Annotated in this window: 24 protein-coding genes and 1 tRNA gene; 5 read left to right on the top strand and 20 right to left on the bottom strand. The window is 66.7% G+C overall.

Translation table 11 applies throughout. The features are described from left to right. The first annotated feature begins 59 nt into the window (after positions 1-59). Complete coding sequence (locus tag ACRYLO_RS02915) at positions 60-1,379, top strand: methyl-accepting chemotaxis protein (protein WP_482658784.1); 1,320 nt, start codon at positions 60-62, stop codon at positions 1,377-1,379. On the opposite strand, the gene ACRYLO_RS02910 is transcribed toward ACRYLO_RS02915, so the two are convergent. From ACRYLO_RS02910 to ACRYLO_RS02895, 4 genes are read right to left on the bottom strand one after another with little or no spacing between them, the layout of a single operon-like run. Beyond that, the gene (locus tag ACRYLO_RS02910) at positions 1,376-2,623 is read right to left on the bottom strand and encodes an adenosylmethionine--8-amino-7-oxononanoate transaminase (protein WP_482658783.1); all 1,248 of its coding nucleotides are present in this window, start codon (positions 2,621-2,623) and stop codon (positions 1,376-1,378) included. The two genes, ACRYLO_RS02915 and ACRYLO_RS02910, sit on opposite strands and share 4 nt — an antisense overlap. Beyond that, positions 2,620-3,222 carry a dethiobiotin synthase gene (gene bioD, locus ACRYLO_RS02905; protein ID WP_482658782.1) on the bottom strand — a complete coding sequence of 201 codons (603 nt, stop codon included), beginning with the start codon at positions 3,220-3,222 and terminating at the stop codon, positions 2,620-2,622. The genes ACRYLO_RS02910 and bioD overlap by 4 nt, the downstream gene beginning before the upstream one ends. Next, positions 3,219-4,328, bottom strand: a complete 1,110-nt coding sequence (locus ACRYLO_RS02900) for an 8-amino-7-oxononanoate synthase (protein ID WP_482658781.1) — start codon at positions 4,326-4,328, stop codon at positions 3,219-3,221. The genes bioD and ACRYLO_RS02900 overlap by 4 nt, the downstream gene beginning before the upstream one ends. Then, positions 4,325-5,161 (bottom strand): HpcH/HpaI aldolase/citrate lyase family protein, encoded by an 837-nt coding sequence (locus tag ACRYLO_RS02895; protein WP_482658780.1) that lies wholly within the window; start codon positions 5,159-5,161, stop codon positions 4,325-4,327. The genes ACRYLO_RS02900 and ACRYLO_RS02895 overlap by 4 nt, the downstream gene beginning before the upstream one ends. Positions 5,162-5,314: 153 nt before the next feature. Here ACRYLO_RS02895 and ACRYLO_RS02890 point away from each other — a divergent pair, with 153 nt between their 5' ends. After that, a complete protein-coding gene (locus ACRYLO_RS02890) occupies positions 5,315-5,761 on the top strand; it encodes a hypothetical protein (protein WP_482658779.1) in 447 nt (148 codons plus the stop codon). A gap of 57 nt (positions 5,762-5,818) precedes the next feature. On the opposite strand, the gene ACRYLO_RS02885 is transcribed toward ACRYLO_RS02890, so the two are convergent. The 7 genes from ACRYLO_RS02885 to cyoA are packed head-to-tail and all read right to left on the bottom strand — an operon-like array spanning position 5,819 to position 12,547. Beyond that, on the bottom strand, positions 5,819-6,349 hold the full coding sequence (locus tag ACRYLO_RS02885) for a response regulator transcription factor (RefSeq protein ID WP_482658778.1): 531 nt from the start codon (positions 6,347-6,349) through the stop codon (positions 5,819-5,821). After that, positions 6,346-7,644, bottom strand: coding sequence for an ATP-binding protein (locus ACRYLO_RS02880; RefSeq protein WP_482658777.1), 1,299 nt, complete (start codon positions 7,642-7,644; stop codon positions 6,346-6,348). Before ACRYLO_RS02880 ends, ACRYLO_RS02885 begins: the two co-directional genes overlap by 4 nt. Next, positions 7,641-8,315: an SURF1 family protein gene (locus ACRYLO_RS02875; RefSeq protein ID WP_482661661.1), complete on the bottom strand. Its 675-nt coding sequence runs from the start codon at positions 8,313-8,315 to the stop codon at positions 7,641-7,643. Before ACRYLO_RS02875 ends, ACRYLO_RS02880 begins: the two co-directional genes overlap by 4 nt. A 35-nt stretch (positions 8,316-8,350) precedes the next feature. Next, positions 8,351-8,713, bottom strand: coding sequence for a cytochrome o ubiquinol oxidase subunit IV (cyoD, locus tag ACRYLO_RS02870; RefSeq protein WP_482658776.1), 363 nt, complete (start codon positions 8,711-8,713; stop codon positions 8,351-8,353). Then, the gene (cyoC, locus tag ACRYLO_RS02865; protein ID WP_482658775.1) at positions 8,710-9,333 is read right to left on the bottom strand and encodes a cytochrome o ubiquinol oxidase subunit III; all 624 of its coding nucleotides are present in this window, start codon (positions 9,331-9,333) and stop codon (positions 8,710-8,712) included. Before cyoC ends, cyoD begins: the two co-directional genes overlap by 4 nt. Continuing rightward, positions 9,330-11,348, bottom strand: coding sequence for a cytochrome o ubiquinol oxidase subunit I (gene cyoB, locus ACRYLO_RS02860; RefSeq protein WP_482658774.1), 2,019 nt, complete (start codon positions 11,346-11,348; stop codon positions 9,330-9,332). Before cyoB ends, cyoC begins: the two co-directional genes overlap by 4 nt. An 8-nt stretch (positions 11,349-11,356) precedes the next feature. Next, the gene (gene cyoA / locus ACRYLO_RS02855; protein ID WP_482658773.1) at positions 11,357-12,547 is read right to left on the bottom strand and encodes a ubiquinol oxidase subunit II; all 1,191 of its coding nucleotides are present in this window, start codon (positions 12,545-12,547) and stop codon (positions 11,357-11,359) included. Between the two features lie 159 nt (positions 12,548-12,706). Here cyoA and ACRYLO_RS02850 point away from each other — a divergent pair, with 159 nt between their 5' ends. Beyond that, entirely contained in the window at positions 12,707-14,044 is a 1,338-nt protein-coding gene (locus ACRYLO_RS02850) for an MFS transporter (RefSeq protein WP_482658772.1), read from the top strand. Between the two features lie 6 nt (positions 14,045-14,050). On the opposite strand, the gene ACRYLO_RS02845 is transcribed toward ACRYLO_RS02850, so the two are convergent. Next, positions 14,051-14,689, bottom strand: coding sequence for a PilZ domain-containing protein (locus ACRYLO_RS02845; protein ID WP_482658771.1), 639 nt, complete (start codon positions 14,687-14,689; stop codon positions 14,051-14,053). Positions 14,690-14,911: 222 nt separating this feature from the next. Between ACRYLO_RS02845 and ACRYLO_RS02840 the strand changes: the two genes are divergently transcribed. Further along, positions 14,912-14,985 (top strand) — tRNA-Gly (locus tag ACRYLO_RS02840). A gap of 17 nt (positions 14,986-15,002) precedes the next feature. On the opposite strand, the gene glmS is transcribed toward ACRYLO_RS02840, so the two are convergent. From glmS to glmU, 5 genes are read right to left on the bottom strand one after another with little or no spacing between them, the layout of a single operon-like run. Beyond that, positions 15,003-16,826, bottom strand: a complete 1,824-nt coding sequence (gene glmS / locus ACRYLO_RS02835; protein ID WP_482658770.1) for a glutamine--fructose-6-phosphate transaminase (isomerizing) — start codon at positions 16,824-16,826, stop codon at positions 15,003-15,005. A 15-nt stretch (positions 16,827-16,841) separates the two neighbouring features. After that, positions 16,842-17,210, bottom strand: a complete 369-nt coding sequence (locus ACRYLO_RS02830; RefSeq protein ID WP_482658769.1) for a PIN domain-containing protein — start codon at positions 17,208-17,210, stop codon at positions 16,842-16,844. Continuing rightward, positions 17,207-17,581, bottom strand: coding sequence for a ribbon-helix-helix protein, CopG family (locus ACRYLO_RS02825; protein WP_482658768.1), 375 nt, complete (start codon positions 17,579-17,581; stop codon positions 17,207-17,209). The genes ACRYLO_RS02830 and ACRYLO_RS02825 overlap by 4 nt, the downstream gene beginning before the upstream one ends. Positions 17,582-17,612: 31 nt before the next feature. Beyond that, positions 17,613-17,924, bottom strand: coding sequence for a hypothetical protein (locus ACRYLO_RS02820; protein ID WP_482658767.1), 312 nt, complete (start codon positions 17,922-17,924; stop codon positions 17,613-17,615). After that, positions 17,921-19,273 carry a bifunctional UDP-N-acetylglucosamine diphosphorylase/glucosamine-1-phosphate N-acetyltransferase GlmU gene (glmU, locus tag ACRYLO_RS02815; RefSeq protein WP_482658766.1) on the bottom strand — a complete coding sequence of 451 codons (1,353 nt, stop codon included), beginning with the start codon at positions 19,271-19,273 and terminating at the stop codon, positions 17,921-17,923. Before glmU ends, ACRYLO_RS02820 begins: the two co-directional genes overlap by 4 nt. A 77-nt stretch (positions 19,274-19,350) precedes the next feature. On the opposite strand from glmU, the gene ACRYLO_RS02810 reads away from it, so the two are divergent. After that, positions 19,351-20,064 (top strand): HAD-IA family hydrolase, encoded by a 714-nt coding sequence (locus tag ACRYLO_RS02810; protein ID WP_482658765.1) that lies wholly within the window; start codon positions 19,351-19,353, stop codon positions 20,062-20,064. On the opposite strand, the gene ACRYLO_RS02805 is transcribed toward ACRYLO_RS02810, so the two are convergent. Genes ACRYLO_RS02805 through ACRYLO_RS02795 form a run of 3 tightly spaced genes read right to left on the bottom strand, consistent with a single transcriptional unit; the run spans position 20,006 to position 22,136 of the window. Continuing rightward, on the bottom strand, positions 20,006-21,010 hold the full coding sequence (locus ACRYLO_RS02805; protein WP_482658764.1) for a nucleotidyltransferase domain-containing protein: 1,005 nt from the start codon (positions 21,008-21,010) through the stop codon (positions 20,006-20,008). The genes ACRYLO_RS02810 and ACRYLO_RS02805 overlap by 59 nt on opposite strands. Further along, complete coding sequence (locus tag ACRYLO_RS02800; protein ID WP_482658763.1) at positions 21,007-21,870, bottom strand: HprK-related kinase A; 864 nt, start codon at positions 21,868-21,870, stop codon at positions 21,007-21,009. Before ACRYLO_RS02800 ends, ACRYLO_RS02805 begins: the two co-directional genes overlap by 4 nt. Further along, entirely contained in the window at positions 21,870-22,136 is a 267-nt protein-coding gene (locus ACRYLO_RS02795) for an HPr-rel-A system PqqD family peptide chaperone (RefSeq protein ID WP_482658762.1), read from the bottom strand. The genes ACRYLO_RS02800 and ACRYLO_RS02795 overlap by 1 nt, the downstream gene beginning before the upstream one ends. Positions 22,137-22,140 lie beyond the last annotated feature (4 nt).

Below are 22,140 nucleotides of genomic sequence, written 5' to 3'. Positions count from 1 at the left end.
CACCGAAGTGTCACGCCCGGATAACGCGGCATTTACCCTGTGGTCCCTAGGTTGCGGCCATGTTCGCGCCAGCCGATCCCGCCCCCGCCCCTTCGTCGACGATGCGCGACTGGTTGTCGACGGTCGAGCGCAACCCGCCGTTCCTGCGCGAACACGACACGCTGTTCACCGCGACCGAGATGTTCCAGACCAATATGGAACTGCGCCTGCTGCCGGTGATCGATGCCAATCACCGGGCGATTGGCGCGCTGTTCGAAAAGGATGTGCGGCGGCTGCTGCTCAACCCGTTCGGTCACGCCCTGATGCGCAATCCGGCCTATGGCAGCGCGATTGCCGCGCATATCCGCCCCAGCCCTCAGGCAGAGGTCGATCAGGATATCGGCGCAGTGCTCGACGCCTATCGCGCCGCCAGTGGCCAGGAGGGCATGATCCTCACCCATCGCGGGCGGCTGTTTGCGGTAGTGGCAAACCGGCGGATCGTCAGCCTGGCGGTCGAACGCGAGCTCAACCATGCGCGCGGGCAGCTGCAACGCTCCGCCCGGATCGAAGCGGCATCGAACCAGTTCGAAACCCAGGTCGCTGCACTGGCCGGGACGCTCGGCACCCTGTCCCAGCGCATCGGCACCCATGCCAGCGCCACCGCAGTGCGCGCCGCCGATACCGGCGACCGCGCCGCAACCGTCGCGGCGGCGGCATCGCAGACCAGCCTTGGCATGAACGGCATTGCCGAGCACGGTCGGATGCTCGCCGATGCCTTTGCCGCGATCAACAGTGACACCGCGCGGGCCAAGCGCGCGGCGGAGCACGCTGTCGGCTTGGTCGGCGAGGGCGGCGCGCGCATGCGTCAGCTGATGCGGTCGGCGCAGTCGATCGACGCGGTGATCGCGCTGATCGGCGAGATTGCGGGGCAGGTGAATCTGCTCGCGCTCAATGCCACGATCGAAGCCGCGCGCGCGGGTGAGGCCGGGCGCGGCTTCACCGTGGTCGCGAACGAGGTCAAGGCGCTGGCGACCCAGGCCGGCAATGCCGCCGGGCGCATCACCACCCATGTCGCCGAAATCTGTGACGGCATCGCCCAGGTGGCGGGCGGACATGAAGAGGTTGAGCGCGCCATCGCGGCGATGGCGCGGCTGTGCGACACGGTCGAACATGCCGTGGCGACGCAGCGCGATACGACGCGGCTGATCGCCGCTACGGTCGACGAAACGGTCAGCGCCGGCGCACTGATCGCCGACGACGTCGCGGCAATCAGCGGCAGCGCGGGATCGGCGACGCAGAGCGCGCAGGAGATGAGCGGCCTCGCCAACCGCATCCACGCCGAAGCCAGCGCGCTCGACGGCGCGGTGCGCAGCTTCCTGTCCGATCTGCGCGCGGCCTAGAGCGTGTCGACCGCCTCTGCGATCACCGCATAGACCCGCGCCAGATCATCGTCGGCGATGCCGTAAGGCGGCATGACGTAAACGGTGTTGCCGAGCGGGCGCAGCAGCACGTCGCGCTCGCGGAAGAACGCCATTAGTTGCGGGCCGAGCACCGACATATAGCTGCCCGCACGATCCTCCAGCTCCATCGCGACGATCGTGCCGATCTGGCGGAGTTTGGACACTTTGCTGCGTAGCGGGGCGCTGAGATCGGTCTGGCGCAAGACCAGGTTCTCAACGCGTTCCAGCACCGGCTCCTCACGCCAGATGGCGAGGTTGGCGACGGCAGCGGCACAGGCGATCGGGTTGGCGGTGTAGCTCGACGAATGGAAGAACATCCGCGACCGGTCTTCGCTCAAATGCGAGGCAAAAATCTCCTCGGTCGCCATGGTCACCGCGAGCGGGAGCGACCCGCCGGTCAACCCCTTCGACAGGCACAGCAGGTCCGGCACGATCTGCGCCCATTCGCACGCCAGCAGCGCCCCGGTACGGCCCCAGCCGGTCATCACCTCGTCCGCGATGAACAGCACGCCATGCGCCGCGCAGATGTCGCGCATCGCGCGCAGCACCCCGGGCAGATAGATGCGCATGCCCCCCGCGCCGAGGATCATCGGCTCTACGATCAGCGCAGCGGGCCGGGGCGATTGCGAACAATATCGTTCGAGCGCTGCCATCGTCAGCGGCTCACGACCGCGCTCAGGAAAGGGGATGACGTCGACATCGAACAGCAGCGGCGCGTAACTCTTGTTGAACACGCCGCGCGCACCGACCGACATGCCGCCGATCGTGTCACCGTGGTAGCTGCCCTCCATCACGATGATGCGGGACCGATCCTCGCCGCGATTGGCGAAATGGCCGAGCGCCATTTTCAGCGCGACCTCGACACTGGTCGATCCGCTGTCGGAGAAGAACACCTTGGTCAGCGCGGGCGGCATCATCGCGGTGAGGTCACGCGCCAGCGTCTCGGCGGGTTCATGGGTCCAGCCGGCAAAGATCAGCTGGTCGAGCTTTTCCGCCTGCGCGCGGATCGCCGCCATGATGCGCGGGTGGCAATGGCCGTGCGTCGTCACCCACCAGGACGAGATGGCGTCGATCACCCGGCGGCCATCGGCGGTGTGCAGGATCGCACCCTCGGCATGCGTGACCAGCGGCACCGGCTCATTGAGGCCATGCTGTGTGAAGGGGTGCCAGACGGGTGACGTCATGCGATCGGCCCGAGATCGAGCTGTGCCGCCGCAGCGCGCAGGCTGTCCGGGGTCAGCGGGTCGAGGCGCGGCAGGCGGCCGAGCGATGCGACGCGCCCCATCGCGCAGATCGTCGCCTGGCTGTCGGGCACTTCATCGCCCGAGAACAGGATGCCCGCGACCGTCACGTCACGCACGCGGAGCACTTCGATGGTCATCAAGCTGTGGTTGATCGTGCCGAGCGCGGTGCGTGCGACGATTACCACCGGCAGCCCCCAGCGCGCGAACAGGTCGGCGTAGAGCAGGTCGCGGGTCACCGGCACCAGCGCGCCCCCCGCCCCCTCGATCACCAGCCGCCCGGCTGGCGGCGTCAGGCGGGCGGGATCGATCGTTATACCATCGATCTCTGCCGCACGATGCGGCGAACAGGGCGTTTCGAGGAAATAGGCCTCGGGCAGCGTCTCCACCCCGGCCAGCCGCGCGACCGCCTCCCGGTCGCTCTCCGCGTCCTCGCGCCCGGCTTGGACCGGCTTCCAATAGGTTGCGCCGAGCCGCCAGGCGAGCGCCGCCGATGCGACGGTCTTGCCCACCCCGGTATCGGTGCCGGTGACAACGATCATGCGAGTGCCTCTGCCAGTGAATCGATGTCCTGCGCGGTGACGTTGAGCGTCAGCGTGATCCGCAGCCGCGCGGTGCCGGGCGCGACCGTGGGCGGGCGGATGCCGCGCACGTCGAACCCGCGCGCCTGCACCGCCGCCGCGCGCGCCATCGTCGCCGTGTCGTCGCCGAGGATTAGCGGCAGGATCTGCGTCCCCGTCGCGGTCACGCCATGCGGGGCGAGCACGCTTTCGGCATGGGCGATCAGCGCATGGAGCCGCGCGCGCCGCTCCGGCTCCTCCGCCACGATGCGCAGCGCCGCGCGGACGGCGCTGGCCAGCAAGGGCGAGGGTGCGGTCGAGAAGATGAAGGGACGCGCGCGGTTGATCAGGAAATCGATCAGCACGCGCGGGCCGGTGACCAGCGCGCCCTGACAGCCCAGCGCCTTGCCGCAGGTGTGGAGCGCGACGACGTTCTCCGCGCCCTCCAGCGCCTCGGCGAGGCCGCGCCCGTTCGCGCCCCACACACCGGTGGCATGCGCCTCGTCGATCAGCAGCATGGCGTCATGCCGCGCCGCCACTGCCGCGAAGTCCGCGACCGGCGCGCAATCGCCATCCATCGAATAGAGCGTTTCGAACGCGATCCACGGCGTGCCCGTCCCGCCCTGCGCGCGCCACGCCTGGATGGCATCGTCCACTGCCTGCGGGTCGTTATGCCCCGCAGCCACCGCCGGAGCGCGGGCGAGGCGAAGGCCGTCGTGCATGCTGGCGTGGATCATGGCGTCATGGACGATCAGGTCACCGGGCTGCGGCAGCGTCGCCAGCAGCGCGACATTGGCGGCAAAGCCGGTCGCGAAATACAGGCATGCCTCCGCCCCGAACAGTGCAGCGGCTTCGGCCTCCAGCGCCGCCATCTCCGGGTCGTTGCCGCGCAGCAGCCGCGATCCGCCCGACCCGACCGCCACGCCACGCGCGACCGCATCCGCCACCGCATCGCGCAGCCGCTGATCATTGGCGAGGCCGAGATAGTCGTTCGACGCGAAATCCAGCCCGGTGCGAGGACTCAGCGACCGCAGCCGCCCTGCCCGCTCCAGCCGACCCAAATCGTCGCGATGAAACTCTGGCGTCATGCCACTCCCGCACGGGCGAGCAGCGCCTGCGCCTGTTTCAGGTGCGGCGCGTCGATCATCTTGCCGTCGAGCTGAAGCGCGCCCGCGCCCGGATTGGCGGCGAAGGCGGCGACGACTGCCTGCGCATGCGCGATGGCGGCTTCGGACGGGGTGAAGGCGGCGTTGATCACCGGCACCTGCGCCGGGTGGATCGCCATCATGCCGGTAAAGCCGTCGCGCATCGCCCGCGCGCAATAGGCCGCCAGCCCGTCGAGATCGCGAAAATCGGGATAGACGGTCTCGATCGGCGCGACCCCGGCGGCGTGCGCGCCGAACAGCGTCAGGCCGCGGATCATCTCATAGGGCGGGGTGTAGCGCCCGTCCGCCTCACGTGAGGATTGCGCGCCGATCGCGGCGGGCAGATCCTCCGCCCCCCAGGTGATCCCGGCGAGGCGCGGCGAGCAACCGGCATAGCTGCCGAGGCCAAAAATCGCGGCGGGCGTTTCGGTCGCGATCGGCAGGATGCGCGCGGCCACGCCCGCGAGCATCGCGTCGAGCGCGGCGACATCCTGCCCGCTCGCCGATTTGGGCAGCACGATGCCGTCCGCCCCGCGCGCGGCGGCAAGGTCGTCCTGCGTCATGCCGCTGTCGAGCGGGTTGATGCGGACCCACAGCGCCGGGCCGCTGTGCTGCCGTGCGAGGAACGCCGCCACCGCCGCGCGCGCGTCGCCCTTGCGCTCCGGCGTCACCGAATCCTCAAGGTCCAGGATCAGCGCATCGGCACCGCTGGCCAGCGCCTTTTCCATCCGGTCGGGCCGGTCACCGGGAACGAACAACAGCGAACGCAGGCGCATCGGAATTCCTCTCTCGTGCCCCGCGCCATGCCTTTGCTGTGCGCTGACGGCAAGCCGCATCCCATCCATTCCACCCCGACGGGGGTCGGATGATTGGGCACCCGATGCATGAAGGGGGCTGGCTGCAAGCGACCCCGTTGCGGAGGTCGCCCAATGCGTTACGTTTGTGGCGTGGAAACCAGAGAAGACCGACTATTCCGGCGCGCCCAGATGATCCTTGAAAGACGGGCGAACGGTTTCGGCGAGCCGGTCTTACGGCATCTTGCGTTGCGTGGTTACGGTCCCGCTCTGCTCGATTTGGCAAATCGCTACACGCAGACTGGATCGTTGAGAGAATTGGGGCGGCTTCAAGATCGCAACAGCCCGATTGCCCAGACCTACCGCGCCTATCGTATTGGAGAACCGAACGCCGCGCAGAACATGGCCATGTCGCTCTACAATGTCGGCGATCTTCACGGATACCGTCGGTGGCTTTATAGGGCTGCGCGGATGGGCGATCTGGATGCACGTCGCGAGCTCAGCCATTTTGGCGTGCGGCAGCCGCATGGCTTGGCACGTCGCCTTCGGCGATTGCGACCGCGACGCCGAGACGGCACCTAATCACCGGTTTAAGCCGCCCAGCCATCGAGCTGAACGCGCTCGTTTATCGCCCACCCCCTAACGCACCGGCCGTTTCTCCAGCTTTCGCGCCAGCGTGCGGCGATGCATCCCCAGGCGCCGCGCAGCTTCGGAGATGTTGAAGTCGGTCTCGACCAGGGTCTGGTGGATATGCTCCCACTCGACCGTCTTGATCGATGAGGTGCGGCCGTCGACCGGGGCATCGACATCGCCATCGACGCGCGCGAACGCGGCCTCGATATCGTCGGTGTTCGATGGCTTGGCGAGATAGTGGTTCGCGCCCAGCTTGATCGCCTCCACCGCCGTCGCGATGCTGGCGAAACCGGTGAGGACGACGATCTTCATCCCCGCGTCGCTCGCCCGCAGCGTCTGGACGCACGCCAGCCCCGATGCGCCGCCGAGCTTCAAATCCACCACCGCGAAATCCGGCGCGTGGTCGGTCAGCAACGCCGCCAGCTCGTCATGGTTTGCCGCCCACAGCACGGTGTAGTCGCGCCGCTCGAACGAGCGTTTGAGCGTCCGGGCAAATGCCTCGTCATCCTCGACGATGATCAGCAGGCGCGCACTCATCGCGGTGCCGCCATCGCCAGCGCCGCGAGTGGCAGGACGATCCGCACCCGCGCGCCGCCGTCCAGCCGGTTCTCCGCGCTCGCCTCCCCGCCCAGCTTGCGCAGGACGTTGACCAGCAGGAACAGGCCGAGGCCGCCGCCCGGCTTGCCCTTGGTCGAGCGATAGGGCTGGCCGAAGGTGGCGAGGATTTCGGGGGCGAAGCCGGTGCCGCGATCGGCGATTTCGATCACCAGCGCGTCCTCCTCGCGCAGTGCGGTCAGGGTCACGGTGCCGGGAGATACCTCGATCGCATTGTCGATGACGTTGCCGATCACCTGGCGCAGCGCCGGGTCGGACACGATGGTCACGTCAGCGCCGAAGCGGTCGTCGAAGTCGAGCGTGCCGGGGAGCAGGCTGGCGCGGTAATCCGCAACAATCTCGGTCAGGAAGCGGCGCACGCTGGTCACCTCCGGGGCCACGCCGCGCGCCTCGCCCGCCGACATCAGGATGCCGCTGACGATCGCCTTGCAGCGCCGAACCGCCCCGTCCATCTCGGCCAGTTCCTGCTGCAGCTCGGCATCGTCCCTGAGTCGCGGCATCGCCCGCCAGTCGCCGATCGCGACCGACAACAGCGACAGCGGCGTCCCCAACTCATGCGCCGCGCCCGAGGCGAGCAGGCCCATGCGGACGATATGATCCTCTTCCGCCGCGCGCTGGCGGACGGCGGCGAGCGCGGCGTCGTGGGTGCGCAGGTTGCGGCTGATCTGGCCGATAAAGACCACCAGCAGCACCGCGATCAGCACGAAACAGACAAACCCGCCGAACAGGTACAGATTGACCGGATCGACCGGCAGATCGGCCGGCAGCACCAACGGCGTCGGATCGAGCGCGAGGATGCCCAGCGCGATCAGCGTCGCGGCGACGATCGTCCACGGATAATGCGGCCGCAACAGCACCGCGCCGAGCACGATGTGCAGCAGGAACAGCGCAGCGAAGGGATTGGTGATCCCGCCCGACAGGCTGAGCTGCACCGTCAGCGCGCCGACATCGAACAGCAGGGCGGCCGCCAGCGCGCCGTCGCTGAAGCGCGCGCCGCTGGCGATCAGCACATGGCTGGCGATGTTGAGCGCGGCAAGTGTGGCGGTCGACATCAGCAACTGCGTCAGCGGAAGGTCGATGCCGAGGATAAGCTGGACGACCGCGACCGTCACCAGCTGTCCGCCCACCGCCAGCCAGCGCAATTGCGTGAGCAGCAGCATGTTGCGCCGCCCCGCATCCGCCCGCTGAAAGGCGGGCTCAAGGATCTGCCGGTTCACGAACCCTTGTTGGGCGCAACCACCGCTTTGCGCAACACCAGCCAAATACCGACCAGCGACAGCAATGCCAGCGCGAACCAGGTCAGGGCATACCCCAGATGGTTGTCGGAGAAGCGCAGCACGGTCAGCCCGCCGCGCGGCCACCCGCCCGGATTGGGCGCGGCGTCGGCGTCGATGAAATAGGGTGCGGCGTTGCTCAGCCCTCGCGCGGCGGCAATCGCGTCGACATCGCGCGAATACCAATTGTCCGCCACCGCATCGTTGCTGCGCAGGAAGCCGCCGCCCGGCTCGGTCACGCGCAGCAGGCCGGTGACGGTCACCTGCCCCGCCCCATTGCCCGCCGCGCGGCTTGCGGACTCACGCCGGTCGGGCGGCACGAAGCCGCGATTGACCAGCACCGTGAAGCGACCGGTATCGAGCGGGGTGACGACCCAATAGCCGCTGCCCAGATCGCTGACCGCACGCACCAGCGTCTCGCGCTCATGCAGGAAGTGTCCCGTAACCCGCACGCGGCGATAGGCGTCCGCCTCGGCACTCACCGCAACCCCGGGAGCCGGCGCGGCGACCGGAGCGGCGGTGCTGCGCGTCGCGACCGCGTCGATCAGCGCATGCTTCCACGCCCGCCGCTCGACCTGCCAGATGCCCAGCGCCACAAACCCGGCGGCGAGCATCAGCAGCAGCGCCGCCGGAACGGCGCGGCGGAGCTTCACGGGACCTGCTGCTCCAGATGCTGCGGCATCATGTTGCTGTTGAGGTGATGCATGACCCACAGCGAGCCGGCGAGCATGATGAAGATCACGATCACGGTGAACACCAGCGAGGTGAGCGTCCAGCCGCCCTCCGCCTTCGGGTTCATGTGCAGGAAGAAGATCATGTGGACGATGATCTGCACCACCGCAAAGCCCATGATGACAGCGGCCGTAACCCCGGCGCTGAGCGGCATCGTCATCACCAGCCAGAACGGGATCGCGGTCAGGATCACCGACAGCACGAAACCGATCACATAATCGCGCAGCGTCGCGTGCGGCAGCTCGGCGGCGGCGTGTTGCTCGTCATGGTGCGCGCTCATCGCAGCATCCCCATCAGATAGACAAAGGTGAAGACGCCGATCCAGATGACGTCGAGGAAGTGCCAGAACATGCCAAGGCACGCGACCCGGCGCTGATTGGCGGGGATCAGGCCCTTGCGCCCCAGCTGAACCATCAGTGTCACCAGCCAGATCAGGCCGAAGGTGACGTGCAGGCCGTGGGTGCCGACCAGCGTGAAGAAGGCCGACAGGAACGCGCTGCGCTGGGGCGTCGCGCCGAGGTGGATCAGGTGGGCGAACTCATACAGCTCGATCGCCAGGAACGCCGCGCCGAACAGGCCGGTGACGGCCAGCCAGCCCTGTGTCGCGCGAACCTTGCCCAGCTGCATCGACAGCATCGCAAAGCCATAGGTAATCGACGAAAACAGCAGCATCGCGGTGTTGAGCGCGATCAGCTTGAGGTCGAACAGGTCCTTGGGACCCGGCCCGGCGGCGTAATTGCCGCCCAGCACCGCGTAACAGGCGAACAGGATCGCAAAGATGAGGCAGTCGCTCATCAGATAGATCCAGAAGCCCAGCATCGTGCTGTGCCCCTCAGGGTGCGGATGCTCCTCCAACTCGTAAAAGACGGGCGGCTCGTTGGTGGCGGTGATAGCGGTCATGCGGCGGCTCCGGCGGCCAGCTGGCGGGTGCGGGCGTCCTCAACCTCGGTGACGGTTGCCGCCGGGATGTGGAAGTCGCGGTCATAGTTGAAGGTGTGGATGATCGCGGTGGCGAGCAGCGCGACGAACGCCGCGATCACCAGCCACCAGATATGCCACGCCAGCGCAAAGCCGATCACCAGGCTGATGCCCGACAGGATGATCCCGGCGCCGGTCGGACGCGGCATATGGATGTCGCGGAACCCGTCGACCGGACGCGCGGCGTTGCGCTTCTTCATGTCATACCACGCGTCGAGATCATGGATGCGCGGGGTGAAAGCGAAATTATACTCCGGCGGGGGCGAGCTGGTCGCCCATTCCAGCGTGCGGCCGTTCCACGGGTCGCCATCGACCTTCAGCTCCTCGCGCTTCCAGATGCTGACCGCGAACTGGACCAGCATCGCGAAGATGCCGACCGCGATCGTCGCCGCGCCGATGCCGGCGATGATGAACCAGATCTGGTAGGACGGGTCGTCGAACACCCGCATCCGTCGCGTCACGCCCATCAGGCCAAGGATGTAGAGTGGCGCGAAGGCGAGCCAGAAGCCCACGACCCAGCACCAGAAGGACACCAGGCCCCACTTCTTGTCGAGCTTGAACCCGAACGCCTTGGGCCACCAGTAATTGATCGCCGCGAACAGGCCGAACAGCACGCCGCCGATGATCACATTGTGGAAATGCGCGATCAGGAACAGCGAATTGTGCAGCACGAAGTCCGCCGGTGGCACCGCGAGCAGCACACCAGTCATGCCGCCGATGGTGAAGGTCAGCATGAACGCGATCGTCCACATCATCGGCAGCTCGAACCGGATGCGCCCGCGATACATGGTGAACAGCCAGTTGAAGAGCTTCGCACCCGTCGGGATCGAGATCACCATCGTAGTGATGCCAAAGAAGCTGTTGACGCTCGCCCCCGACCCCATGGTGAAGAAGTGGTGGAGCCACACGACGTAGGACAGGATGGTGATGACCACCGTCGCATAGACCATCGAGGTATAGCCGAAGAGCCGCTTGCCCGAGAAGGTCGAGGTGACTTCGCTGAACACGCCGAACAGCGGCAGGATCAGGATGTAGACCTCAGGATGGCCCCAGATCCAGATCAGGTTCACGTACATCATCGACGATCCGCCGAAGTCGTTCGTGAAGAAGTTGGTCCCCGCATAGCGGTCGAGTCCGAGCAGCGCGAGCACGGCGGTCAGCACCGGGAAGCTGGCGACGATCAGGATGTTGGCGCATAGCGACGTCCAGGTGAACACCGGCATCTTCATCAGGCCCATGCCCGGCGCGCGCAGCTTCAGGATGGTGACGATCAGGTTGATGCCGGACAAGGTCGTGCCGACGCCTGCTATCTGTAGCGACCATATGTAGTAATCGACGCCGACATTGGGGCTGTAAGTAATCCCCGACAGCGGCGGATAGGCGAGCCAGCCGGTCTGGGCATATTCACCGACGAACAGCGACACCATCGTCAGCGCCGCGCCCGCTGCGGTCATCCAGAAGCTGAAATTGTTGAGAAACGGGAAGCTGACGTCGCGCGCGCCGATCTGCAGCGGGACGACATAGTTCATGAGGCCGGTGATGAACGGCATCGCCACGAAGAAGATCATGATCACGCCATGCGCGGTGAAGATCTGATCATAATGGTGCGCGTTGAGATAGCCTTCGTTCCCGCCGAACGCCATCGCCTGCTGCAACCGCATCATGATCGCATCGGCAAAGCCGCGCAGGAACATGATGAGGCCGAGGATCATGTACATGATCCCGATCTTCTTGTGGTCCACACTCGTGAACCACTCCTTCCACAGATAACCCCAGAGGCGATATTTGGTCAGCAGCGCGATCACCGCCATGCCGCCGATCGCGACCACCGCAAAGGTGACGATCAGGATCGGTTCGTGCAGCGGGATCGAGTCGAGCGACAGACGGCCGAAGATCGGATCGACCGACGGGGCGGGATGCGCAATGGGATCGGACACGGGCTTGCTCAGCTTTCCGGAAGGACGGGGATGTCAGTCATCGCGGTACGCGCGATCGGCGGGGTCGACTGGCGCACGCGCGACAGGCCGGCGCCGGTCAGCGGGGTGCTGTCCACCGGCTTGGGATCGGGACCGGTCATCGGCACCATCGGCGTGGTGCAGACGGCGGCGACATAGCGGGTGTTGAGCGTCGGCAACGTGCCGCGCGCTGTGAATTTGTCATAGGCAAGGTCGCGGACGTTGTACGTGCCGGCGAGGCCCAGCCCGCCGCGCGCGTCGATCGCCATCATGTCGTGCATGCACATCTTGCCAGGCTCGACGCAGAGGTTGACGACGCGGTCGAACAGGTTCGGCTCGACCTGCGCAAAGCGGCGCACCGGCTCCTTCTCGCTCGGGCGTTCGAGCTTGAGATAGGTGGCGCGGTCGAGCGGCGTTGCATTGCCCTTCACCTGCGCGACCCAGGCGTCGAACTGGCCGCGCTCCATGCTCTTTGCAGCGAAGCGCATGTTGGAGAAGCCGGCGCCGGAATAGTTGGCGGAGAAGCCGACGAAATTGCCGGTCTCGTTAAAGATGCCGTGCAGCTTGGTCTCCATGCCCGGCATCGCATAGATCTGGCCCGCCAGCGCGGGGATGTAGAAGCTGTTCATCACCGTGGAGGACGCGATGCGGAAGCGGATCGGGCGATCCACCGGCGCGGCAAACTCGTTGACCGTCGCGATCCCCAGTTCGGGATAGATGAACAGCCACTTCCAATCGAGCGCGACGACCTGCACCTCGAGCGGCTTTTCGCGGTCGGTCTCCGGTGCGCCTGGCCCTTTGGCTTCAGCGGCCGCGAGCGGGCGATACGGGTCGAGCAGATGCGTGCCGACCCAGGTCAGGGCGCCAAGGCAGATGATGATCAACAGGGGCGCTGCCCAGATCACCAGCTCCAGCTGGGTCGAATGGTCCCAGTCGGGATCATAGGTCGCGTCCTGGTTCGCCGCGCGATATTTGAACGCGAAGAACACGGTCAGCGCCATCACCGGCACGATGATCAACAGCATCAGCGCGGTGGAGATCATCACCAGATTGCCCTGCTGCCGCGCCACTTCACCGGCGGGGTCGAGGACGATCAGCCCGCAGCCGGACAGCAGCGGCAGGGCCGCAAGCGCGAGCAGGGGCCGAAGGCGATGGCGGAATCGGACAGGGTTCTGGGCCATGATCGGCGCCTACGCCTGTGCCCCCGGCGCGCACATAGGACATTTTGTCCAATCCCTTGATGCCCATCAATGCAGCAGTGCGTTTTCACTGCGGGAAGCCGACACTGGACCGCATGAGTGAGTCGCGCCGCGTCAGCGGGGCAAGCCGGGAAGACTGGAATGAGCGCCGAAACCGTCCCCACGACCGAAGCCGAACGCGATGCGCGCGCGGTCAATTCCGACGGCCCGCGGGATGGGCACAAGATCGCCCCGGGCGAGATCGCGATCGGCGTGGTGATCGGGCGCACGTCCGAATTCTTCGACTTCTTCGTCTATGCCATCGCATCGGTGCTGGTGTTCCCGTCGCTGGTGTTCCCGCATCTCGACCCGCTCCAGGGGACCTTGTGGTCGTTCGCGATCTTCGCGCTCGCCTTTGTCGCGCGGCCGGTCGGTACGCTGATCTTCACCGCGATCGACCGCGCCTATGGTCGCGGCGCCAAGCTGACCATTGCGCTGTTCCTGCTCGGCGGATCGACCGCCGCCATCGCCTTCCTTCCCGGCTATGCCTCGATCGGCGTAGGCTCGGCACTGCTGCTCGCACTGTTCCGCATGGGTCAGGGCGTGGCGCTGGGCGGATCCTGGGACGGCCTTGCCTCGCTGCTCGCACTCAATGCCCCAGAGGGCAAACGCGGATGGTATGCGATGATCCCGCAGCTCGGCGCGCCGCTCGGCCTGATCGTCGCCAGCTTGCTGTTCATGTTCCTGATCGCCGCCCTGCCCGCGCAGGACTTCCTCGACTGGGGCTGGCGCTACCCGTTCTTCGTCGCGTTCGCGATCAACGTCGTCGCGCTATTCGCCCGGCTGCGTATCGTGGTGACGCCCGAATATGCCAGTTTGTTCGAACGCCGCGAGCTGCAGCCGGCTCCGATGACCGAGACGATCCGTTCCGAATGGCGCACGATCATCCTCGGTGCCTTCGCCCCGTTGGCGAGCTTTGCCATGTTCCACATGGTCACCGTGTTCCCGCTGTCCTGGGTGTTCCTGTATACCGAGGAATCGCCGGTCCGCTTCCTCGCGATCGAGGCGGTTGCAGCCGCGCTTGGCGTCGGCGCGATCATCGCCTCGGGCTATCTCGCCGACCGGGTCGGTCGCCGCACCGTGCTCGCCGCCACCGCGGCCGCCATCGCGGCGTTCAGCGGCTTCGCCCCGCAGCTGCTCGAAATGGGCGAAGCAGGCGAAGCGGCGTTCATGCTGCTCGGCTTCGTCCTACTCGGCCTCACTTTTGGCCAGTCATCGGGCGCGCTGTCGGCGAGCTTCCAGCAGCGCCATCGCTATACCGGCTCCGCGCTGACCTCCGACCTTGCCTGGCTGTTCGGGGCGGGTTTCGCGCCGTTGGCGGCGTTGTGGCTATCGGCGGAGTTCGGCTTGCTCGCGGCGGGTGCCTATCTGCTGTCCGGCGCGATCGGCACGCTGGTGGCACTTTGGCTTAACCGCGAACTGGGACGCACGATCGACTGAGCGCAATCATGCGGCGCGGACATTGCCCTGTTCCGCGCCATGCGTCGCGATCCATTGGGCGACGCGCGCCAGCCGCAATGCGCTGGTGAAGATCAGGCCGATCCGCTCGCCGCGCACCCAGCGGACATGCGCGCCCAGCGTTCCGATGCCCGCGATATCGATCTCGACCCCCTGCCCCAGTTCGACGGGCAGGTCGGTTTCGACCTTCGCCCCGCCCTGCGACAGGTCGATCAGCGGGACGAGGTGCCAGACGGCACCGATCCGCAGCCGCGCCCGTAACGTCGTCGTCACGCGCGGGCATCGCGGCAGCTGATCGGGCAGCAGCACGTTATGTGTGTGGAGATAAGCGTGCACGTCGATGGGATCGTCAAAGGCGATCCCCGCCTGCCCCGCCTGTGCCCAGCGCACCACCCCGGCGACGGGATCGCACACCTTGGGTTCGATCCGCACCCGCGTCTCCGGTTCGAGCGGCGCGTAGATTTCGACCATCATTCCGCCCGCCCCGATATTGCGGATCAGGCAGAGATGCTGCGCCCCCGCTTCGGTAAGCAGCCGTGCGACCTGGAACAGGGTCGTCGTCCGGTCGTCGGCGCGGCGATCATCGTCGGGTTGCAGCGTCGCTTCCGACGCATGATCGACATTCACGGGCATTGCTCCCGCGAGCAAACGTTCACCGAAGATAGAGTGCTCGCAGCTCCAGCCCCGGCCCTATGGCTCCCGACTGAAGGCCTACCCACATCATTGCTAGCAAAGCGTCACCCAGACTGGCTAACTCCGGATTAGCGACGCGGGTCATGTTGCTGCCTGGCCATATTCATGCGATCCGGCTTGACAATGCCGCGCAAACCCCCGATTTCGGCGCGCCTCGCGGGTGTAGCTCAATGGTAGAGCAGGAGCTTCCCAAGCTCACGACGAGGGTTCGATTCCCTTCACCCGCTCCACCACCGCTTCGGCTAGCTCACTCCACCGTGACCGACTTGGCGAGGTTGCGCGGCTGGTCGACGTCCGTGCCCTTCGCCACTGCGACATGGTAGGCGAGCAGTTGCACCGGCACCGCATAGACGATCGGCGCGATCAGCGGGTGGACCTTGGGCATCTCGATCGTCGCGAGGCAATTGTCGCCCGCTGCAGCAATCCCCTCGGCGTCGGAGATCAGCACGACCTTGCCGCCGCGCGCCTGCACTTCCTGCATGTTGCTGACGGTCTTTTCGAACAGCGGGCCGCTCGGCGCGATGACGATGACGGGCACATTCTCGTCGATCAGCGCGATGGGCCCGTGCTTCATTTCGCCCGCAGCATAGCCCTCGGCGTGGATATAGCTGATTTCCTTGAGCTTCAACGCGCCTTCCATCGCTAGCGGATAGTCGGTGCCGCGGCCGAGATAGAGGACGTCACGCGCACCGGCGACGCTGCCGGCCATCGCCTCGATCGCCTCGTCGCGGCTGAGCGCATCGTTGAGCGCAGCGGGCGCTTCGGCGAGGTGGAGGACGATTTCCTTTTCCTCCTCCGGCGTCATCCGCCCCTTCGCCTTGGCGAGATTGGCGGCGAGCGCGGCGAGGACCGCGAGCTGGCAGGTGAATGCCTTGGTCGACGCGACGCCGATCTCCGGCCCGGCATGGGTGGGGAGCAGCAGGTCAGCCTCACGCGCCATCGTGCTGGTCGGCACGTTTACCACGGCGGCGATCGTCTGCCCCTCCGCCTTGGCGTGGCGCAACGCGGCGAGCGTGTCGGCGGTCTCGCCCGACTGGCTGATGACGATCATCAACCCGCCCGGCTCCATCACCGGCGCGCGGTAGCGGAACTCGGAAGCGACATCGATGTCCACCGCGACCCGCGCGAACTGCTCGAACCAGTATTTGGCGACCATCCCGGCGTAATAGCTGGTGCCGCACGCGACGATCGTCACGCGGCGGATCGCGGACAGGTCGAACTCGGGGATCGGCAGTGTCACCTTTTCCTCGAGCCGCTGGAGATAGCCGCGCAGCGTCTGCGCAACGACGATCGGCTGTTCGTAGATTTCCTTCGCCATGAAGTGGCGGTGATTGCCCTTGTCGATCAGCTGGCCCGATGCGCCCGAATTGACGATCGGGCGCTCGACCGGGTTGTTCTCGACGTCATAGACCTGCGTGCCGTCGCGGGTGAGGACGACCCAATCACCCTCTTCCAGATATGAGATGCGCTGGGTCAGCGGCGCGAGCGCGAGCGCGTCGGAGCCGAGATAGGTCTCCCCCTCGCCATAGCCGACCACCAGCGGCGAACCGAGCCGCGCGCCGATCAGCATGTCGGGATGGCTGCGGAACAGGATCGCGAGCGCGAAGGCACCGTGCAGACGCGGGAGGATGGCCTTGACCGCAGCGACCGGATCGAGGCCCGCCTCGACCTGCTCGCTCACCAGATGCGCGACGATCTCGGTGTCGGTCTCGCTCTCGAACACGCGGCCGCGCGCCAGCAGTTCTTCGCGCAGCGGCTTGAAATTCTCGATGATTCCGTTGTGGACCAGCGCGACCTCACCGGTCGCGTGCGGATGGGCGTTGTTGGTGGTCGGGCCGCCATGCGTTGCCCAGCGGGTGTGGGCAATGCCGACCGTACCGGGCAGAGGGTCTTCGGCCAGCACTTTGCCAAGATTGACCAGCTTGCCCGATGCGCGGCGGCGCGCGATGCCGCCATCGACGATGGTCGCGATGCCCGCCGAGTCATAGCCGCGATATTCCAGCCGCTTCAGGCCGTCGAGCAGCCGGTCGGCAACATCGTCATTGCCCAGGATTCCAACGATTCCACACATGTTTGCTGTCTCTGCCTAGAAGTTTCGAGGAACCCGGACGCCCGGCATGTTCGCCGGGAAGTCCTTGGTGTTGTTTGTTACGAGAATACGGTGATTGACCTGAGCGGAAGCGAGCACCACCGAATCCGGTAGTTTCAGGCGAGGCCGCTCGCGCCGGAGCGCCGCTGCGTGTTCGGCGATGTGCGCGTCCACCTCGTCAATCGAAAAGCCGCCAAGGAACCGCTTGATATTCGCAAGGGTCGCGCCGCGCTCCTTCGACAGCACCTCGATCCAGGTAACGCGGCTGATCCACGGCCGATCGACCCGCGCGATCTCCGCATGCGCAACCGGATCACCGTTGAGCGCATAGATCAGGATGTTACTGTCGAACGAATAACCGCTCACTTGGATGTGCGCTTCTGATCGGAGGTTTCGCGACCGGTCATGTCGAGATAGCGCTGGCGCTCGCGGTCATCGTCTTCGTCGAACAGGTCCGGGAACTCAGCCTTGACCTCTTCATAGTCGTCATCCCACGGGCGGGTCCATGAAGCGCGCTCGCGGCGCTGCCACTCGACGGCGTCTCCGATATCGGTGCGATCCTTCCAGATTCCGAACGCCTGATCGAGCCAATCCTTGTCCCCGGCCGGCGGCGCCTCAGCGCGATAGGCCGCGACCGCCTCCCGCAGCACTGCGGCACGGGACTTGCCTTGCTCGGCCGCCTGGGCGTCGAGCCACTTGATGTCCTCATCGGGCAGATCGGCAAGGATGCGAGTCATTGATATAATGATATCATATCATGATATCATGTCAATGCGGGAACTTGCTGTCGACGAAGCTCCGCACGAATTCGACCGGGTCTGGCTCATGGCCCTGCGCTGCGATGAACCTGGTGCGCCCCTTGGCCCAGACCTCGTTGATCGCGCCCGCCATGCCGTCGGGAAACTGCATCCGCTCTACCACAATGCTGCGCCAGTCGCCCGTCGCGCCGAACATCGCGTGAAACGCCGGCTCCTGCGCTGTCAGCACCGCATCGCTATCCGCATCGAGCGCGCCGATGGCATCGAGGACATAGGCGTCGAGCAGCTTCAGGAACGGTTTGCCTTCATAGATATCGCTCATTTCGCCGCCTTTCGTGCCGTCATCGCCGCGCGGAACCGCTTTGCCCAGCCAGGCAGGCCAGTCTGTTCGGGACGGACCAGCGCGAGCGCGTCGGCCTCGACATCCTTGGTCACCACGCTGCCCGCGCCGACGATTGCACCCTCGCCGATGCTGACCGGAGCGACTAGCGCGCTGTTCGACCCGACAAACGCCCCCGCCCCGATCACCGTCGGATATTTGAAGAAGCCGTCATAATTGCAGGTGATGGTCCCCGCGCCGATATTCGCGCCCTCCCCCACCTGAGCATCGCCCAGATAGGTCAGGTGATTGGCCTTGGCGCCCTTGCCCAACACCGCCTTCTTCGTCTCGACGAAATTGCCGATCTTGCTCTTCTCGCCCAGCACCGTGCCGGGGCGCAGCCGGGCATAGGGCCCGACTTCCGCGCCGGTCGCGATGCTCGCACCCTCGATATGGCAAAAGGCGCGGATGGTGACGCCGTTCGCGACAGTCACGCCGGGGCCGAACACCACGTTCGGTTCTACCGTCACGTCGCGGCCCAACGCGGTATCGTGGGCGAACCACACGGTTTCGGGTGCGGTCAGCGTCGCGCCATCGGCCATCGCCTGCGCCCGCCGTGCCGCCTGCCAGCGATCCTCGGCATAGGCGAGTTCGGCGCGGCTGTTAATCCCGATCACCTCGTCGGCGTCGGTCTCGACCACCACCGCGCGGTCGCCATCGGCCAGCGCCAGCATGACAATGTCGGGAAGGTAGTATTCGCCCGCCGCATTGTCGTTGCCGACCCGGTCGAGCAGCGGCCACAGATCGGCGGCGCGCACGGCCGTCACGCCCGAATTGCACAGATCGACCGCGCGCTCCTCGGGGCTGGCGTCCTTATATTCGACCATCTTGACGATTGCGCCGTTCGCATCGGCGATGATCCGGCCATAGGCCTTGGCATCGTCGGGGCGGAAGCCGAGCACCGCGACGCGCGGCGCATCCGCCGCATCGAGCCGCGCCGCCATCGCGGCAATCGTCTGTGCCGACAGGAAGGGCGTATCGCCGAATGCGACGATCACAATGCCGTCAAACCCCGCCAGCGCGTCGCGCGCCATCAGCGCGGCGTGCGCGGTGCCGAGTTGCTCGGCCTGATGCGCGATCTTCACGCCGAGCGGCGCGACCGCCGCCTCGACCTGTTGACGCCGTGCGCCGACCACCACGACTTTCTCCGCCGCGCCCGCCGCCGCAAAGGCATCGGTCAGGTGCAGCAGCATCGGCTTGCCCGCGATTCTGTGCAGCACCTTGTGCGTATCGGACTTCATCCGTGTCCCGCTTCCGGCGGCAAGGATGATCGCGGCGATCGGCTTGGTCATTGGTCGATAGCTCCCCTTGGCGGGCGCACTGCCACGATCATGTTGCAATTTCCATAGCGGCGCAGGCATTTGGCGCGATGACCGATGTTCCGTTCGCTATCGTCGGGTTCGACCTCGACGGCACGCTGCTCGACACCAGCGCCGACCTGCTGGCCGCGACCAACCATGCGCTGGCGCTGGTGGACCGCCCCACCCTTGCGCCCGACCGGATCAAGTCGATGATCGGCGGCGGGGCGAAGAATATGCTCAAACAGGGGCTGGAGGAATCAGGCGGGTATGACGATGCGGTCATGGCCACGGCCTATCCGGCATTGCTCGAATTCTATGGCGACAACCTCTCGCACGGGACGGTGCCCTTCGCCGGGTTGACGGAGGCGCTGGACGATCTGGAGGCGCGCGAGGTCAAGCTCGCCATCGTCACCAACAAGTTCGAGCGGTTCGCGACGCGGCTGGTGCGCGAAGTCGGCATCGACCACCGCTTTGCCTGCGTCATCGGCGGCGACACGATGGGGCGCGGCAACGCCAAGCCCTCCGCCGCCCCGATCCATGAAATGATCGCCAGATGCGGCGGTGGGCGCGCCGCGTTCGTCGGCGATTCGATCTACGACATCATGGCGGCGAAGAATGCGGGCATCCCGAGCATCGCGGTCAGCTTCGGTTTCCTGATGCAGCCGGTCGAGGAACTCGGCGCAGACGAAGTGATCGACGGCTATGACGAACTGGTGCCGACGCTTATCCGGCTGGGCGATAGCCTTTCCGCCACTTGGTCCACAGGTGCCGCGCCAGCATGAGCGGTGGCATGCGCAGCCAATGGCCGCGCAGGTAGAAGGCGAGCTCGGTCAACTTGCGGGTGCGCCGGCCCCAGCCATCGCGCGCCAGCAGGCGGCGGACATAGACGCGGTCGGCAAGGGTCAGTGCCGCGCCATCCCCGAACAGATGCGCCGATAGCCGCAGCGAGCGCTCGACCTCAGGGGTCAAGCCGTGCTGAGCCGCGCAGGCCGTGAGGCTCAGGTCGAACTCCACCCCGCCAAACTCGCCGCGCAGGCAGTGGATATCCCACAAATTGCGCAAGCCGCCCTGCAAATCGCCATCGGCGAACAGATGCGCCGCCGCATGGACGACCATCCCCTCGGGCGGCAGCACCGACAGGCCATTGCCGAGCGGGACCGCGCTGGCGATCAGCGCCGCCGCATCGGGCGTGACCCGCGCGGTCAGCGGCAGGATCGTGTGGTGGACATCGATCATCCGGTCCCGCTCACGATGGATCAGCGGCGGCAGTTCATGCATCCAGCGGCGATAATAGGCGTCGTCATAGGGATCAGGCTTGACCCACTCCCACCCGGCGGCGAGCAGCAGCGCCTCCGCCTCGTCGATCCGCTCGCGCGGGACGAGGATGTCGAGATCGCCGATCTGCCGCCCCTGCCCCGCCGCCAGCCCGCTCGCGACAAATGCGGTGCCCTTGAGCAGCACGACCGGCATACCGCTGGGCGCGAGCGCGCGCCGCGCCATCTCGGCCTCCCATAACGCCGCCATCCGCCCCTGCTCGGCCGCCGCGCGCGCGTCTGCCAACACCCGCGCTGCTGCATCCGGGATCGCCAGCCCTTCGACGCGGTGCGCCAGGCTGCCGATCAGCGTCTCGGCCCGCGCCGCGCACAGCAAAACCGTCCATCCCGCAGCATCCAGCGCCAGCACCGACGCCGGATCGCGCAGCGCGCGGGCGACCAGCGCGCCGCTCACGCCAGCTCCCCCCACAGCCGCTCGACCAGCGCAATCGCGCCGTCGGTGTCGGGATAGTCGATCGCACGGGCCGGCACCCCGCGCACCAGGCCGGTCAGCGCATCGAACCCGGCCTCGCCCAGCGCGACATAGTTGGTCGAGGCTTGCGTCAGCCGGACGAAACACTCGCTCGGCTCCACCGCGCGCTCGGCGATTTGATGGCCGAATGCGGGGAACAGGATCAAGGCAGGCCGCGCAGGCGCATCCATCGCGGCAATCGCGCGGGCGTCAGGCACCAAATGGCGGATATCCCCCTTGGGCGTACCCGCGAGCAAAGGCCCCCAGCGCGCATCGGGCAGCGCCGACTGCATCACCCCGATCGCTTCATTCTTGAGGCTGATCAGCCGCGGGAAACCGTGCAGCATCCCCGTTACCGGATCGAGCAGCGCGAACTCGTCGCCCATCAGCCGCCATCCGCGCGCCATCAGCAGCGCGGCGAGCGTCGACTTCCCGGCCCCGCTCTCGCCGGTCATCAGCAGCGCACGCCCGTCCTTTTCCACAGCCGAGGCGTGGATCAGCAGATAGCGCCGTTGCCCCAGCGCCATCTGCAAGTTCATCGCCATTTCCGCCGCAAGCACCCCCTGTGCCAGCGGCAGCGGCGCCGCTTCCGGGATCACGAAATCGCCGCCCAGATGCACGGCGGGGCGGATCCAGCGCCGCCACGGTCGCGCGGCGAACAGCCGGACGGTGAAATCGGGAATGCCGTCCTGAGGCTGCGGATAGTCGCGGTAGAGATCGTCCAGCGCAGCAACCGGCACGCGCCAGTCGCTGCCGATGCGGAACCCCACCGGGCCGATGCGGAGCATGGTCGCATGGCGCATCACAGCCGCTCCACCAGCCCGGACGCGACCAGCTCTTCGATCCGCGCGGCGAGCGCATCGCGGTCGGGATCGACCAGATCGAACCGCTCGGTCAGCACCGCCAACGCCTGCTCAAGCGTCAATGGCGCGGCCAGCAGTTCGAGCAATTCCGGCACCGGCGAATCCACCAGATGCGTGATCCCCGACGCGCGGTGATAGATCAGCGTCAGCGCATCGAGCGGCTCGATCCGCAGCGTCGCGGCGGGCGCGGCGCGGTACCGGGTCATGCGG

The sequence above is a fragment of the Sphingomonas sp. SDUR79 genome (assembly GCF_056821745.1).
Note: the sequence above shows the minus strand (reverse complement) of the source record. Positions and strands in the feature narration are given on the sequence as shown.

Excerpts from the sequence above, each read along its gene's own strand:
- ACRYLO_RS02915 (WP_482658784.1), top strand. The coding sequence starts at position 60 with ATGTTCGCGCCAGCCGATCCCGCCCCCGCCCCTTCGTCGACGATGCGC.
- ACRYLO_RS02910 (WP_482658783.1), bottom strand. The coding sequence starts at position 2,623 with ATGACGTCACCCGTCTGGCACCCCTTCACACAGCATGGCCTCAATGAG.
- bioD (WP_482658782.1), bottom strand. The coding sequence starts at position 3,222 with ATGATCGTTGTCACCGGCACCGATACCGGGGTGGGCAAGACCGTCGCA.
- ACRYLO_RS02900 (WP_482658781.1), bottom strand. The coding sequence starts at position 4,328 with ATGACGCCAGAGTTTCATCGCGACGATTTGGGTCGGCTGGAGCGGGCA.
- ACRYLO_RS02895 (WP_482658780.1), bottom strand. The coding sequence starts at position 5,161 with ATGCGCCTGCGTTCGCTGTTGTTCGTTCCCGGTGACCGGCCCGACCGG.
- ACRYLO_RS02890 (WP_482658779.1), top strand. The coding sequence starts at position 5,315 with ATGCGTTACGTTTGTGGCGTGGAAACCAGAGAAGACCGACTATTCCGG.
- ACRYLO_RS02885 (WP_482658778.1), bottom strand. The coding sequence starts at position 6,349 with ATGAGTGCGCGCCTGCTGATCATCGTCGAGGATGACGAGGCATTTGCC.
- ACRYLO_RS02875 (WP_482661661.1), bottom strand. The coding sequence starts at position 8,315 with ATGCTCGCCGCCGGGTTTGTGGCGCTGGGCATCTGGCAGGTCGAGCGG.
- cyoD (WP_482658776.1), bottom strand. The coding sequence starts at position 8,713 with ATGAGCGCGCACCATGACGAGCAACACGCCGCCGCCGAGCTGCCGCAC.
- cyoC (WP_482658775.1), bottom strand. The coding sequence starts at position 9,333 with ATGACCGCTATCACCGCCACCAACGAGCCGCCCGTCTTTTACGAGTTG.
- cyoA (WP_482658773.1), bottom strand. The coding sequence starts at position 12,547 with ATGGCCCAGAACCCTGTCCGATTCCGCCATCGCCTTCGGCCCCTGCTC.
- ACRYLO_RS02850 (WP_482658772.1), top strand. The coding sequence starts at position 12,707 with ATGAGCGCCGAAACCGTCCCCACGACCGAAGCCGAACGCGATGCGCGC.
- glmS (WP_482658770.1), bottom strand. The coding sequence starts at position 16,826 with ATGTGTGGAATCGTTGGAATCCTGGGCAATGACGATGTTGCCGACCGG.
- ACRYLO_RS02825 (WP_482658768.1), bottom strand. The coding sequence starts at position 17,581 with ATGACTCGCATCCTTGCCGATCTGCCCGATGAGGACATCAAGTGGCTC.
- ACRYLO_RS02820 (WP_482658767.1), bottom strand. The coding sequence starts at position 17,924 with ATGAGCGATATCTATGAAGGCAAACCGTTCCTGAAGCTGCTCGACGCC.
- glmU (WP_482658766.1), bottom strand. The coding sequence starts at position 19,273 with ATGACCAAGCCGATCGCCGCGATCATCCTTGCCGCCGGAAGCGGGACA.
- ACRYLO_RS02810 (WP_482658765.1), top strand. The coding sequence starts at position 19,351 with ATGACCGATGTTCCGTTCGCTATCGTCGGGTTCGACCTCGACGGCACG.
- ACRYLO_RS02800 (WP_482658763.1), bottom strand. The coding sequence starts at position 21,870 with ATGCGCCATGCGACCATGCTCCGCATCGGCCCGGTGGGGTTCCGCATC.
- ACRYLO_RS02795 (WP_482658762.1), bottom strand. The coding sequence starts at position 22,136 with ATGACCCGGTACCGCGCCGCGCCCGCCGCGACGCTGCGGATCGAGCCG.